Below are 13,615 nucleotides of genomic sequence, written 5' to 3'. Positions count from 1 at the left end.
TATCGAGGCAGTCGACGTTAGGTTAGCTGGCATAATGATCGTTGAGGACGGGCACCGGGAGGTCGATGATGGGTGACCACCACGCGGAACTGACCGGCCTGTTGCGCGAGTGGCTCCCCCGGCAGCGCTGGTTCGCCGGGAAGGGCAGAGGTGGGGGCGGCCTGCGGATCCGCCACGACGTCATGGTCTTCGAACCGCTACGGCTGCTCGTCGTCGACGTCGACTACGACCACGGCCCGTCGGACCACTACCAGGTTCCGGTGGTCATCCGCTCGGACGCGCCCTTCGGCCACGAGGGCTTCCTGATCGGCGAGAGTGCCGGCGGCCTGGTCTACGACGGCCTGCACGACCCCGATGGCAGCTCGGCCCTGCTGAGCTTCCTCCGCCGGTCGACACACCGCGACGGCCTCGTCGCCGAGGCGCTGGAACCACTGGGCATCCTGCCCGCCCACGCCGTCGGCGCCGAGCAGTCCAACACCTCGATCGTCTACGGCGACGCCTACATCCTCAAGGTGTTCCGGCGGCTCTGGCCGGGCGTCAACCCCGATCTGGAGGTGACCCGGGCGCTGGCGGAGGCGGGCAGCACGCACGTGGCCCGCCCCGTCGCCTGGTACTCCGGCCGGGTCGACGGGACACCGACCACCTTCGGATTCCTCCAGGAGTACCTGCGCAGCGGCACCGAGGGCTGGCGGCTGGCGCTGGCCAGCGTGCGCGACCTGTACGCCGAGGCTGACCTGCACGCCGACGAGGTCGGCGGCGACTTCGCCGCGGAGGCCGAGCGGCTCGGTACCGCCACCGCCGAGGTGCACGCCGACCTCGCCCGGACGCTGCCAACGAGGCTCGCGACCGCCGACGCCCTGCGGTCCCTGGTGACCTACCTGCATGGCCGGCTGGACGCGGCGGTCGAGGCCGTCGCCGAGCTGCGTCCCTTCGAGGCGGCGATCCGCAAGAGCTACGACGAGGTGACGGGGGCGTCGGCGCAGGCCGTCCATCCCCGGCCCTTCCAACGGCTGCACGGCGATCTGCACCTGGGTCAGGTCCTGCGGGTCGACTCGGGCTGGGTGCTGTTCGACTTCGAGGGGGAGCCGGTCCGCCCGGTCGCCGACCGCGTGGGGCTGGAGTCGCCGCTGCGCGACGTCGCCGGGATGCTGCGCTCGTTCGACTACGCGGCCCGGTCGATGCTGCTCGAACGCGGTGACGAGCCGTCGTTGGCCTACCGCGCCCAGGAGTGGGCAGATCGCAACCGGGAGGCGTTCTGCCGGGGCTACGGTGCCGCGGCCGGCCGCGATCCTCGTGAGGATGCCGTGGTGCTGCGTGCGTTCGAGCTCGACAAGGCCGTGTACGAGATCCTGTACGAGGCCCGCCACCGACCGGGGTGGATCGGGATCCCGCTGTCCTCGGTGGGACGACTGACCCGGTCCAGCCCGTCGGCGGGGTGAGCCACGGCCCACCCCGGGCCGCGGCGGCCGCCCGGCAGCGGTGCCGGCGCCCGGGCGCGGATCAGCCAGAAGACCCGACAGAAGACCCGAAAAAATCATCGCGCAGAGAGGCAGGGGTGTCCCAGTGAACAACGGCGACGTCAACAACGGCACGGCGCGGACGGGACGCCTGGCCACCGGGCTCGCCCCCGACCGACCGAACCCCGGAGGGGTGGATACCGCCGTCCGCAACGGCGGTGGCCGGGTGGCGCTGGCGGACTGCGACGCCTCGTCCGCCGCCACCCAGCCTGGACAGACCGCCGACGATCCCGCCGTGCCGTCGGCCCCGCCCGCGGCCCCGCCCGCAGTCGCGGTCGCCCCTTCGGTCGGCCTGCCCCACGACGGCTTGGAGCGGGACGGCTTGGAGCGGGACGGCCTGGAGCGGGACGGCCTGGAGCGGGACGGCCTGGAGCGGCTGGTCAGCGGGGCGCATCACGACCCGCACGCGCTGCTCGGGGCGCACCCGCATCCCGGTAGCGACGCCACGGTCGTGCGGGTGCTGCGCCCCGACGCGAGGGCCGTGACCGTCCTCGTCGGGCCGGCCCGGTACCCGGCCACCCGGCTGCACAGCGGCGGGGTGTTCGGCGTGGCCGTGCCGGGAGTGCTGCCCGACTACCGCATCGAGGTGACCTACCCGGACGGCTCGTACCTCGTCGACGACCCCTACCGGCACCTGCCCACCCTCGGTGAGATGGACCTCCATCTGATCACTGAGGGCCGGCACGAACAGCTCTGGAAGGTGCTCGGGGCACATCCGCGCGCACTGACGACGCCGGGCGGCGCCACGGTCACCGGGGTCAGCTTCGCCGTGTGGGCCCCCTCTGCGCGGGGGGTTCGGCTCGTCGGCGACTTCGACTTCTGGGACGGGCGCGCCTTCCCGATGCGCTCGCTCGGCCGCTCCGGGATCTGGGAGCTGTTCGTCCCCGGCGCCGGCACCGGCGCCCGGTACAAGTACGAAATCCTCGGCTTCGACGGGATCTGGCGGCAGAAGGCGGATCCGCTGGCGTTCCACACCGAGGTGCCGCCGGCCACCGCGAGCGTGGTGTTCGCCTCCGACTTCACCTGGAATGACGGCGCGTGGCTCGACCGGCGGGCCCGGACGGCTTGGCGCACCGAACCGGTGAGCGTCTACGAGGTCCACCTGGGCTCCTGGCGGCGCGGGTTGTCCTACCGGGAGCTCGCCGAGGAGCTGACCGCGTACGTCGTCGAGAACGGCTTCACCCACGTGGAGATGCTGCCCGTGGCCGAGCATCCCTTCGGCGGCTCCTGGGGCTACCAGGTGTCGGCCTACTACGCCCCGACGGCCCGCTTCGGCAGCCCCGACGAGTTCCGCCACCTCGTGGACACGCTGCACCGCGCCGGCATCGGGGTGATCGTCGACTGGGTGCCGGCGCACTTCCCCCGGGACACCTGGGCGCTGGGCCGCTTCGACGGCACCCCCCTGTACGAACATCCAGATCCACGCCGCGGTGAACAGCCCGACTGGGGTACCTACGTCTTCGACCTAGGCCGCCCCGAGGTGCGCAACTTCCTCGTGGCAAACGCCCTGTACTGGTTCGAGGAATTCCACATCGATGGACTACGCGTCGACGCGGTCGCCTCGATGCTGTACCTCGACTACTCCCGGCCGGAGGGTGGCTGGCTGCCCAACATCCACGGCGGCCGGGAGAACCTCGATGCCGTCTCGTTCCTGCAGGAGACCAACGCCACCGTCTACCGCCGTTTCCCGGGCGCAATGATGATCGCGGAGGAGTCGACCGCGTGGCCCGGGGTCACCCGCCCCACCCACCTCGGCGGCTTGGGCTTCGGCTTCAAATGGAACATGGGGTGGATGCACGACACCCTCGACTACAACTCCCGGCTGCCGATCCACCGCATGTACCACCACCATCAGATGACCTTTTCGATGGTGTACGCATACTCGGAGAACTTCATCCTGCCGTTCAGCCACGACGAGGTGGTCCACGGCAAAGGTTCCCTGCTACGCAAGATGCCCGGCGACCGCTGGGCACAGCTCGCGAACCTGCGGGCGCTGCTCGCCTACATGTGGGCGCATCCCGGCAAGAAGCTGCTCTTCATGGGCTGCGAGTTCGCCCAGGACAACGAGTGGAACGAGTCTGCGTCCCTCGAATGGCCTCTGCTGGACGATCCCGCCCACGCCGGTGTCGCGGACCTCGTGCGCGACCTGAACGGGCTCTACCGGACGATCCCGGCCCTGTACCAACACGACGCCGACCCGGCGGGCTTCTCCTGGATCGACGCGAACGACGCGGAGAACAACGTCTTCTCGTTCCTGCGCTGGTCGGGCGAGGACCCGGCGGGCGGCGTGCTGGCCTGCGTCGCCAACTTCGCCGGCATCGGGCACGAGGGCTACCGCATCGGGCTGCCGTTCCCCGGCCGCTGGCGCGAGATACTCAACACTGACGGGTACCGCTACGGCGGCGGCAACATCGGCAATCTCGGCTCAGTCCAGGCTGTCGAGGAGCCGCATCACGGTCTCGACGCCTCGGCAACCCTGACGCTGCCGCCCCTCGGGGCCATCTGGCTCTCCCCGCACCGGACGCCCTTCGGGGTTTCTGCCGGCCAGTGAATGTGGGGACCTGAGCACGGTCTGCGGTCCCTGGACCGTGCCTGGCTCCCCACAACTCGACTACCGTACGCTCAGAAGAGGGCAGCTGCCAGGGAGCGTCGGGCCGGGGCCACCGCGGGCTCCTCGTCACCCAACGCCTGGAACAGCCCGACGAGGTGCGCTCGGGCCCTTTCCCGCTCCGGCCCCGCCGTCCGGCGGACAACCTCGACGAGACCAGCGAGGGCCCCGGCCACGGCTCCCTGCGCGATGCCCAGGTCGGCCGTGGCGACCGCGGCCTCGACGTCGTCCGGATTCGCCGCCAGCCGGTTGCGGATGTCCACCGGATCGTACCCACGCACCCGGCGCAGCAGTTCGGCCCGCGCGAGCCCGGTCAGGGCCTCGGGATCCGCGGGCGCCTCGGTGAGCCGGATGCGGTAGGACTCGACCGCGGTGTCGAAGTCGCCACGGGCAAGCGCCGCCTCGGCCGCCGCCACATGTGGGTCACGGGCGGGACCGCCCACGGCTGCCGCGCCCGGGACTCCGCCCATCGCCTCGTCGACCAGGGAGAGCAGCTGATCGAGCCAGCTCCGCACCTCCCGTTCGGGCACGGCGCCGGTGAACTCCCCGATGATCCGCCCGCCGATCACCGCCTTCACCGCGGGGATGCCCTGCACGCCGGCGGCCTGCGCGAGGCCCGGGTTCGCATCGACGTCGATCTTGGCGAGGATCCACCGGCCGCCGTCCACCGCGGCGAGCTTCTCCAGGATCGGGCTGAGCTGCTTGCACGGGCCGCACCAGGAGGCCCAGAAGTCCAGCACTACGGGAACCTGCATCGACCGGCTGACCACGTCGGTGGCGAAGCTCGCCTCGGTGACGTCGATGACCACGGGCCCGGCGGGCGCGCCGGGACGGGCGTCCGGCGCGGCCGTGGCGGCGCTACTGGCGGGGGGAGGCGGGGTCGCCGGCTTGGGGTCGAGCGGGACGGCGCCGGCGAGGCGCAGACCGCCGAGGCTTTCGGGCAGACGTCCCGCGCCTCCCGCGCCTCCCGCACCGCGCGGCGATCTGGATGGGACTGGTGGCCTACGTTGCATGCCTCCATCGTGGCATCTGGTTCCGGTCCGTGGACTCGGCACCGGACGACTTTCCCGGTCCTCATGTCCGCCTCGCCCGGGGTCAGACCCAGATCCCCAATCCGGGCCGGCGGGCAGCGGCCGGCAGGCAGCGGCCGGTGGTCAACGATCAGTGACGTCCGTGCCGGTCTCGTCCCCGGCCAGCAACCGGTCGACCGCGGCGACCTTCGTGTGCAGAGCGTCGGTGACTCCCGGGCGAAGATCGGCCTTCAGCACCAGACTCACCCGGCCAGCACGGGCCGAGACCGCCTCGGTGGCCCGGCGGACGACGTCCATCACCTCGTCCCACTCGCCTTCGATCGTGGTGAACATGGCGGTCGTCTCATGGGGCAGCCCACTGGCCCGCACCACCCGGACCGCCTCGGCGACCAGATCCGCGACCCCCTCGCCCTGACCGATGGGCGTGACACTGAAGGCAACAAGCATGCGGTCAGACTTATCACGACAGTCCGCTCACCGCGCGTCGAACAACGCAGGGCCACTACCCTGCTACGCCGATGCACCGAGGTCGTCGGTAAGCTATTTGCATGTCACGAAACGTCGCGGGAAAACCGGCCGGCGATCCAGTTGAGCAAACCCGGGACAACGGCCTCTGACGGTACGCCCTACCATTGCCCGCCGTGGGGTGGAAGAAGACGGATAACGAGGCGTAGGTGGGGTCACGCATCTTGCTCGACGCGCTGACGGACCTGGCTGTGGTCGTCGGCGCGGATGGTCGTGTCACCGACATGGGTGCCGCCGCCCGTGCCTTCCTCGGTGACCGGGTTCCCCGCGTCCCCCATCTGCGCGACCTTGTCGACGTCGTCGACCCCGCGTTCCGCCTCGCTCTCGGTGAGGCGGTGACGACCGCGCTGGGGCGGACCGGGCAGTGGCGTGGCTCGGTGGGACTCGTCGACCTGGCCGGGGCCACCGTGCCCCATCACGTGACGGTCCGGGTCGACCCGGAGGGCGGGCTGGTCGTCATCGCTCGGGACACCAGCGACCAGCGCGCCCGCGAGGTCGCCGAGAACGAGTCACGGGCCAAGGACGAACTGATCGCCCGGCTCGGCCACGAATTGCGGACCCCGCTGAACGCCATGCTGGGCTTCGCGCAGCTGCTGGAACTCGAACCGCTCACCCCCGACCTCCACGACGACGTCGAGCGGATCATCACCGGTGGCCGCCACATGCAGGCGTTGATCGATGACGTGCTGGACCTAGCCAGGCTCCGCGCGGGCCGGGGGGACATCAACAAGGGGCCGGTCAACGTCCTCGACATCGTCCAGGGCGTGGTGGAGCTCGTCGAACCGCTCGCGGCGCAGCGCAGCATCCGGCGGGTGATCCATCCGGCGCTGCCGCTCGTCGCCGACGCGGACCGCCGCCGCCTGTGGCAGGTCCTGCTCAACCTGGTCGGTAACGCGCTGAAGTACGGCCGGGAGGGCGGCAGCGTGCGCGTCGGCATCGTGCCCATCACCGGCTCGCGGATCCGTATCGAGGTCGAGGACGACGGCGCGGGGCTCTCCCCCCGGGCGATCGACCGACTGTTCCGGCCCTTCGAGCGCCTCGGCGCCGAGCGCAGCGGAATCGAGGGCAGCGGGCTGGGCCTCGCCCTGTCCCACGCCCTGGTCACGGCGATGGGCGGGGTGCTCACCGTCGCCAGCCGGTACGGCGTGGGAAGCGTGTTCGCCGTCGTGCTCGACGCGGTCGACCTGCGTTTCGAGGATCTCGATGATAACAGCGGGTTCGGGGGCAGTTACGGTGGTCTCCCATATCGCTCCGGCGAGTCCGGCACGGTCGCCCTCGGCCGTCCTCCCGCACCCGGCGGCCTGCGGGTCGTGCACGTCAGCGGCGATCCCGCCCTGCGTTCCCTGGTCGCCGAGACCCTCACCGATTTCCTGGCCGCGGACACCGTGACCGTTCCCCGCGCCGGTCTCGCCCTCGACGCGGTGCGGGGGGCCCGGCCGGCGTTCATCCTGCTCGACCGGGACCTGCCCGACACGACCGCGGCCGAACTGCTCGCCCAGCTCGCGGCGGACCCGACCGCCGGCGTCATCCCGGCCCTGGTCCTCAGCGAGGACACCGACCCCCGCGAGCGGGCGCACCTGCGCCGAGCCGGCGCCGTGGACGTCCTGAAGATCCCGCTGGATCCCGGCGCCCTAGTCGCCGCGGCAGCCGCGCTCACCACCGCGATGACCGCCCCGAGCTGACCTGACCGGGCCGCCCCGAACGGCGCTTTAGGCGGGGAAGAGCTCGAAGTCCAGAAAGTCGAAGCCAGGCGCCACCACGCAGCCGACCAGAACGTGCTGTCCATCGCGCGGGGCCGCGGTCTGCCATTCGCCGGCCGGCACGACGAGCTGCGGCGCCTGGCCCGCGGCCAGATCGGGTCCGAGGATCCGCCGGTCGGCGGCGACCGGCGCCCGGCCCGACCCGCCGAGGGTGAGATCGAGGGCCCCACCGCCCTGCCAGAGCCAGATCTCGGCCGAGGCCACCCGATGCCAGCGGGACATCTCTCCCGGACGCAGCAGGAACAGGATGGACGTCATGACGGGGCGCCTGCCGCCATGTGCATCGATCTGGTCGGGACTGGCCCAGGTCCGGCGGTACCAGCCGCCCTCGGGATGTGCTTCGAGACCGAGCTCCCGCACCAGGTCGCCGGCCGGCGTCGCGGGGTCGTCGATGCGGGTCATCCCGGGAGCCTCCCCGAGGCCGGCCGTCACGCCGGAACGCGCAGCACCAAGGCGTCTCCCTGGCCGCCGCCGCCGCAGAGACCGGCGGCGCCGATCCCGCCGCCGCGGCGCTTCAGCTCGTTGGCCAGGGTCAGGGCAATCCGGGCACCGGAGGCTCCGACGGGATGACCGATCGCGATCGCGCCGCCGTTGACGTTGGTGATCTCCGGGCCGATCCCGAGGTCGTGCATGGACTGGATGACGACCGCGGCGAAGGCCTCGTTGATCTCGACGAGATCGAGATCGGCCGGGGTGAGCCGCTCCTTGGCCAGCGCCGCGAGGATGGCGCGCGAGGGCTGGGAGTGCAGGGAGGTGTCCGGACCGGCCACGAAGCCGTGGTGACCGACCTCCGCGAGGATCGGCAGGCCGAGCTGTTCGGCCTTCGCCCGGCTCGCCACGATGACGGCGGCGGCGCCGTCGGAGATCGGCGACGACGAACCCGCGGTGATCGTGCCGTTGCCGTCGAAGGCCGGCCGCAGCTTCGCGAGCACCTCGGCGGTGGTGTCGGGACGCACGCCCTCGTCCTGGTTGACGGCCAGCGGCTCGCCGCGGCGCTGCGGCACCGCGACCGGAACGATCTCGTCGTCGAACAGCCCGTTCTTGATGGCGGCGGCGGCCCGCTGATGCGACTGGACGCCGAACTCGTCCTGCTCGGCCCGGCTGATGCCGAGCCCCGCGTTGTACCGCTCGGTGCTCGCCCCCATCGCGATCTGGTCGAAGGCGCAGAACAGCGCGTCGTGCTCGGTGGCGTCGAGCAGCTCGGCCCGGCCGTACTTCACCCCGGAGCGCAGCGAGCGCAGCAGGTGCGGGCCGCCGGTCATGGACTCCATCCCACCGGCGACGACAAGGTCGAACTCCCCGCTGGAGATGTACGTGTCGGCCAGGGCGATCGCATCAAGGCCGGACAGGCAGACCTTGTTGATCGTGATGGCGGGCACCGACAGCGGGATGCCGGCAGCGACCGCCGCCTGCCGGGCGGTGATCTGGCCCGCGCCGGCCTGGATCACATGCCCCATGATCACATAATCGACCGCGTCACCGGACAGGCCGGCCCGCGCGAGGGCACCCGAGATCGCGATGCCACCGAGATCCGTCGCGGTGAAGCTCTTCAGCGCGCCCGACAGTCTCCCGAACGGTGTCCGCGCTCCAGCCACGATCACGGAACCAGGCATGGATGCCTCCTCATCTCCAGGAAGATCTTTGGGGCGGGCCGGGACGGCGCCGGCACACGGCCTGCGGTGGCGTCGTCTCGTGGCGGCAGCCCCGAGAACAGCCGTCCCTGACACGATAACGTGATCATGCCCGAGATGCCCGGCCACGATTCCGGTCCCCAAGGACAAAAACACCTAGCCGGACCCGCGGGACGGCCAAGAGAAGCGGACCGTCAGGACAGCTGGCCGCAGGCTGCCACGAATGGCGAGGTGGCCGGGTCCGCCGGCAGGCGTACCTGGTCGGACCGGCTGTCCTGGGCGGCCAGGCCCTCCGGGGTCAGCGCCAGGATGGTCGTGGCCACGGTGAACAGCGAACCGTCGGTCGAGGTCCCGCTGTTGATCCGCAGGGCCCGGTCCATGCAGCGGAACCCGGCGCCGACGTTGCCCTGGACCCCGGCGGCGAGGGTGAGCTGAGCCGGCAGCTGGACGGGGGCCAGCGTGTCGAGGCTGGCGTAGCGCACCAGCGCGTAGTTGTCCATCCCGCTCCTCGACGTGGTCTGCACCAGGATCTCGCCGAACCCGTTGGCGTCGATGTCGACGACCGTGTGGTGCAGGGGCACCACGATCGCGCCCAGGTCGACCTGCCCGACAGTTCCGTCCCGGGAGAACACGACCTCGAGTTTGCTCCCGGTCGCCCGCACCTGGTCAGAACGGCCGTCGCCGTCGACGTCGCCCGCCACCGCCGGCTTCACGACGGCCGTCGGCAGCTGGGGGCTGCCCTGGGTCGCCGTCGCCGGGCTGGCTGACGGGCCGGCCGTGACGGGCGGGGAGGGCACGCTGGTGGTCGGGAGGACGGTCGGCGAGGTAGTCGCCGACCAGGTCGCCGCTCCCCCTCCGGACCCATCGCCGGCCCTGGTGGAACGGCCGGTGCCGCCGGTCGAGGATGCGACGGGTGTCCGGCTCGGCCCCGTCACGGGTGCGGTCACGAGCGGCGGGACGGCCGGCTCGACGAGCTCGTTGCTCGGCGGAGGGGGCCGCAGCGCCACCACGGCGAGCCCGATGAGCGCCGCCATGACCATCCCGCCCGCCGTCATCAGCGGCAGACGCCACCGGCGCCGACTGTCGATCCCGGCACGGATCTGCCGGTAGGCGTCCGGCGATGGCCGGATGGGCTCCACCGCCTCGGTGAGCAGGCGGGCGAGCTCCTCCGGTTCCAGACCACTCACCGCAGGCCCTCCAGCTTGCCGCTCAACGCCGACAGCCCCCGGGAGGTGTACGCCTTGACGGAACCGACACTGCAGCCCATCACCGCCGCGGCGTCCGCCTCGGACATGTCGGCGTAGTACCGCAGCACCACCGCCTCCCGCTGCCGGCGGGGCAGCTCGCGCAACGCCTGGATGACCGCCGCCCGTTCGACGAGGGAGTAGGCGCCCTCCTCGGCGCTCGCGGCGTCGGGCATCGGCTTGGGAGCGTGTTTGAGAGCGACGAGCCGACGACGCAGTGTCGAACGTGCGAGGTTGACGACGGTCTGCCTGAGATAGGCCAAGGCCTTGTCCCGGTCCTGGAGCCGCCCCCAGGCCGCGTGGACGCGGATGTAGGCGTCCTGCACAACCTCCTCGCAGAGGCCGAGGTCGTCAAGTAGTAACGCTGCAAGACGAACTAATGACCGATAGTGTTCGGAGTACAACGCGGTCAGGGCGGCATCGGCGTCCCGCGCGACATCGCTACGGGCGGCGTCGCTCCGTGCAGGCACGGGCCGCCACCCTTCCACGACAGTCATGGGCGCGATCACACCCAGTTGGACGCGTACCGAGCACTCGAAGTTGTCCCAAAAGTTCTATCGCGTCGCGCACGAAACAGACAGCCTCCACATCCCGCGACCCCGCCTCCCACCTATGGGTAACATCTGCCGTCTATCCGCCACCAGCACCAGCGTCCTACCGGAGGCCGACCGTGAAGGACATTCTCGAAGCGATCATTGCCCAGAGCCCTCCGTCGCCCGCCCGGCGGGCGGAGTTCGCTTCCCTCCCGGTCCCCCAGTCCTACCGCGCCATGGTCGTGCGCCGGGACGAAATCGGGATGTTCGAGGGCGTGCCGTCCCGGGACAAGGACCCCCGTCGCTCCCTGCACGTGGACGACGTGCCGACCCCGGAGCTCGGTCCCGGCGAAGCCCTCGTCGCGGTCATGGCCTCTTCCGTGAACTACAACACGGTCTGGACGTCGATCTTCGAGCCGATCCCCACCTTCAACTTCCTCGAGCGCTACGGCCGAACCTCTCCGCTTGCATCCCGTCACGACCAGCCTTACCACGTCGTCGGCTCGGATCTGGCCGGAGTTGTGCTACGGACAGGGCCCGGCGTACAGGCCTGGTCCCCCGGGGACGAGGTCGTCGCCCACTGTCTGTCCGTGGAACTCGAACGTCCCGACGGCCACAACGACACGATGCTGGATCCCGAGCAACGAATCTGGGGATTTGAGACGAATTTTGGTGGACTCGCCGAGCTCGCCCTGGTCAAGACCAACCAGCTCATGCCAAAACCCGCGCACCTGACCTGGGAGGAGGCGGCCGCACCCGGCCTGGTCAACTCGACCGCGTACCGCCAACTGGTCTCGGTCAACGGCGCGAACCTGAAACAGGGCGACGTCGTTCTCGTCTGGGGCGCGTCCGGGGGCCTGGGCTCCTACGCCACCCAGCTCGTGCTGCGTGGCGGGGCCATCCCGGTCTGCATCGTCTCCTCGCCGGAAAAAGCCGACATATGCCGCTCCCTCGGCGCCGAACTGATCATCGACCGCGCCGCCGAGGCCTATCGGTTCTGGAGCGACGAACACACCCAGAACCCCCGGGAATGGCAGCGGTTCGGCAAGCGCATCCGCGAGCTCACCGGCGGCGACGACCCCGACATCGTCCTCGAACACCCGGGCCGGGAGACCTTCGGCGCCTCCGTCTATGTGACCCGCCGCGGCGGAACCATCGCCACCTGCGCCTCCACCAGCGGTTTCCAGCACGAGTACGACAACCGGTACCTGTGGATGAACCTCAAGCGCATCGTCGGCTCGCACTTCGCCAACTACCGGGAGGCCTGGGAAGCCAACCGGCTCATCATGCGCGGGATGATCCATCCGACCCTGTCCCGGGTCTACCCGCTCACCGAAACGGGGCAGGCCGCCTACGACGTGCACCGCAACGTCCACCAGGGGAAGGTGGGCGTGCTGTGTCTCGCCCCGGCTGAGGGGCTGGGTGTCCGCGACGAGGCACTCCGCTCCCGCCACCTGACCGCAATCAACCGGTTCCGCGGCGTATAAACCCGGAAATCGGCCAGGCCGACAGCCGACTCCCCTCACGCTCACATTGACCGTCTGAGATGCTGAGGTCCTATGACCGAACACACCGATCTCATCCCAATGGCCGGCGAGACCGACGGGCCCCCCGCCTTTGATCTGGTGCGCCGTGGCTACGACCCCAATCAGGTCACCCATCACGTGAACTGGCTCGTCGAGCAGCTACGCGAGGCCGAGGCGCACCGGGCGGCGGCGGAGGCGGCCGCGTCGGAGGCGGCGACCGAGGCGGCCCGGGTACGCGACGATCTGGCCGCCAACCGTCCCGCCTGGGAGGAGTTCGGTGGCCGCGTTACCCAGATCCTCCAGCTCGCCGAGGAGGAGGCGGCCACCGTTCGGGCTGAACGCACCCGGGAGGCCGACGCCCAGCTCGAGGAGGCCCGCCGGATCGTCACCGAGGCCGAGCAGACCCGGGAGAAGACCCTGCGCGACGCCGACGAGCAGGCCGCGGCCATCGTCTCGACGGCCCGCGCGGAGGCCGAACGGATCGTCGAGGTCGCTCGGGCCACGGCCGCGCAGGCCGAGGACGACTCGAAGCGTCGGCTGGCCGACCTCGAGCGCCAGCGCGAGCAGGTGACCTCGCAACTTGCCACCCTGCGTGACCAGGTGACGGCCCAGCTGGGCGCGCTGCGCGACAAGCTGACCGCCGCCTCCGCGTCGATCGCCTCCATCGAGGCACCGCCGCCCGAGGAGCGTAAGGCGCTCGGCAGCGAGCCGAACGCGTTGCCCGCGGCAGCGAACTCCCGCGGGGTCTAGCCCGCACGGGAGGCCGTCGTCCCGTGGGGTCAGCCGTCACGGACGCGCGGCCGGGCCGCTCGGCACCGGCGTTCCCAACATGGCCGGTGCCAGTGTCGACGGTCCTCGATCCGCTCGGGCGGCCAGACCACCACGTGGGCGGTGCCCGGAGTGATCTCATAATCACAACCGGGACACCGGTAGACCTTGGTGGTCGCCGCGCCACTCGTTGGTCGCACCACCCACTCGCCGTCCCGCAGGACGACGACCGGATCCGGCGTCCACCAACAGACCGGGTGCCCGCGCTGCGCATCCGACGGCCGGTCCCGGCGTCGGCGCGCCTTCCTCGTCACCGCCCGCGAGCGGGTCTGCCCGATGCCCGGAACCGATCCCGCCGGGTGCGGAAACCCGCACCCCGGGTATCGCCGGCCGGCGGGCCCGCGACCCACTCGCCCCGGTCCACCACCTCGCCGTCAACGATCCGATGCCGGTCATCCGCCGCCGGCCCGGC

At 71.1% G+C, this 13,615-nt stretch carries 11 protein-coding genes; 5 read left to right on the top strand and 6 right to left on the bottom strand.

Going from position 1 to position 13,615, the window contains the following annotated elements; genetic code table 11:
• Positions 1–68: 68 nt before the first annotated feature.
• Together AC08OV_RS09040 and glgB are read left to right on the top strand one after the other, a co-directional pair.
• Complete coding sequence (locus AC08OV_RS09040) at positions 69–1,439, top strand: maltokinase N-terminal cap-like domain-containing protein (protein ID WP_476613770.1); 1,371 nt, start codon at positions 69–71, stop codon at positions 1,437–1,439.
• Positions 1,440–1,563: 124 nt separating this feature from the next.
• Positions 1,564–4,068 (top strand): 1,4-alpha-glucan branching protein GlgB, encoded by a 2,505-nt coding sequence (gene glgB / locus AC08OV_RS09035; RefSeq protein ID WP_476619532.1) that lies wholly within the window; start codon positions 1,564–1,566, stop codon positions 4,066–4,068.
• A gap of 71 nt (positions 4,069–4,139) precedes the next feature.
• Here the strand turns inward: glgB and AC08OV_RS09030 are convergent, their stop codons facing one another.
• Both AC08OV_RS09030 and AC08OV_RS09025 read right to left on the bottom strand, forming a co-directional pair.
• A complete protein-coding gene (locus tag AC08OV_RS09030; RefSeq protein WP_476619531.1) occupies positions 4,140–5,138 on the bottom strand; it encodes a tetratricopeptide repeat protein in 999 nt (332 codons plus the stop codon).
• A gap of 141 nt (positions 5,139–5,279) precedes the next feature.
• On the bottom strand, positions 5,280–5,603 hold the full coding sequence (locus AC08OV_RS09025; protein ID WP_462186803.1) for an MTH1187 family thiamine-binding protein: 324 nt from the start codon (positions 5,601–5,603) through the stop codon (positions 5,280–5,282).
• A 227-nt stretch (positions 5,604–5,830) separates the two neighbouring features.
• Between AC08OV_RS09025 and AC08OV_RS09020 the strand changes: the two genes are divergently transcribed.
• A complete protein-coding gene (locus AC08OV_RS09020) occupies positions 5,831–7,363 on the top strand; it encodes an ATP-binding protein (protein WP_476614954.1) in 1,533 nt (510 codons plus the stop codon).
• Positions 7,364–7,390: 27 nt separating this feature from the next.
• Here the strand turns inward: AC08OV_RS09020 and AC08OV_RS09015 are convergent, their stop codons facing one another.
• The 4 genes from AC08OV_RS09015 to AC08OV_RS09000 form a co-directional block, all read right to left on the bottom strand.
• Positions 7,391–7,843, bottom strand: a complete 453-nt coding sequence (locus AC08OV_RS09015; protein ID WP_476614953.1) for a cupin domain-containing protein — start codon at positions 7,841–7,843, stop codon at positions 7,391–7,393.
• A 26-nt stretch (positions 7,844–7,869) separates the two neighbouring features.
• The gene (locus AC08OV_RS09010; protein WP_476614952.1) at positions 7,870–9,054 is read right to left on the bottom strand and encodes an acetyl-CoA C-acetyltransferase; all 1,185 of its coding nucleotides are present in this window, start codon (positions 9,052–9,054) and stop codon (positions 7,870–7,872) included.
• 212 nt (positions 9,055–9,266) lie between these two features.
• Positions 9,267–10,259 (bottom strand): FG-GAP repeat domain-containing protein, encoded by a 993-nt coding sequence (locus AC08OV_RS09005; RefSeq protein WP_476614951.1) that lies wholly within the window; start codon positions 10,257–10,259, stop codon positions 9,267–9,269.
• The gene (locus tag AC08OV_RS09000; RefSeq protein ID WP_011438065.1) at positions 10,256–10,813 is read right to left on the bottom strand and encodes a SigE family RNA polymerase sigma factor; all 558 of its coding nucleotides are present in this window, start codon (positions 10,811–10,813) and stop codon (positions 10,256–10,258) included. The genes AC08OV_RS09005 and AC08OV_RS09000 overlap by 4 nt, the downstream gene beginning before the upstream one ends.
• Positions 10,814–10,986: 173 nt before the next feature.
• On the opposite strand from AC08OV_RS09000, the gene ccrA reads away from it, so the two are divergent.
• On the top strand, positions 10,987–12,336 hold the full coding sequence (gene ccrA / locus AC08OV_RS08995) for a crotonyl-CoA carboxylase/reductase (RefSeq protein ID WP_476614950.1): 1,350 nt from the start codon (positions 10,987–10,989) through the stop codon (positions 12,334–12,336).
• A 72-nt stretch (positions 12,337–12,408) separates the two neighbouring features.
• Positions 12,409–13,125: an ATP synthase F0 subunit B gene (locus tag AC08OV_RS08990; protein WP_476592801.1), complete on the top strand. Its 717-nt coding sequence runs from the start codon at positions 12,409–12,411 to the stop codon at positions 13,123–13,125.
• Positions 13,126–13,615 lie beyond the last annotated feature (490 nt).

It is taken from the genome of Frankia sp. CeTa3Moorea, from assembly GCF_978021225.1.
The sequence above is the reverse complement of the archived record's forward strand: the minus strand, read 5'-3'. Positions and strand labels throughout refer to the sequence as shown.

What these genes read in the sequence shown, in the direction of transcription:
- AC08OV_RS09040 (WP_476613770.1), top strand. Translation starts at nt 69, where the DNA reads ATGGGTGACCACCACGCGGAACTGACCGGCCTGTTGCGCGAGTGGCTC.
- AC08OV_RS09010 (WP_476614952.1), bottom strand. Translation starts at nt 9,054, where the DNA reads ATGCCTGGTTCCGTGATCGTGGCTGGAGCGCGGACACCGTTCGGGAGA.
- AC08OV_RS09015 (WP_476614953.1), bottom strand. Translation starts at nt 7,843, where the DNA reads ATGACCCGCATCGACGACCCCGCGACGCCGGCCGGCGACCTGGTGCGG.
- AC08OV_RS08990 (WP_476592801.1), top strand. Translation starts at nt 12,409, where the DNA reads ATGACCGAACACACCGATCTCATCCCAATGGCCGGCGAGACCGACGGG.
- AC08OV_RS09030 (WP_476619531.1), bottom strand. Translation starts at nt 5,138, where the DNA reads ATGCAACGTAGGCCACCAGTCCCATCCAGATCGCCGCGCGGTGCGGGA.
- AC08OV_RS09025 (WP_462186803.1), bottom strand. Translation starts at nt 5,603, where the DNA reads ATGCTTGTTGCCTTCAGTGTCACGCCCATCGGTCAGGGCGAGGGGGTC.
- AC08OV_RS09000 (WP_011438065.1), bottom strand. Translation starts at nt 10,813, where the DNA reads ATGACTGTCGTGGAAGGGTGGCGGCCCGTGCCTGCACGGAGCGACGCC.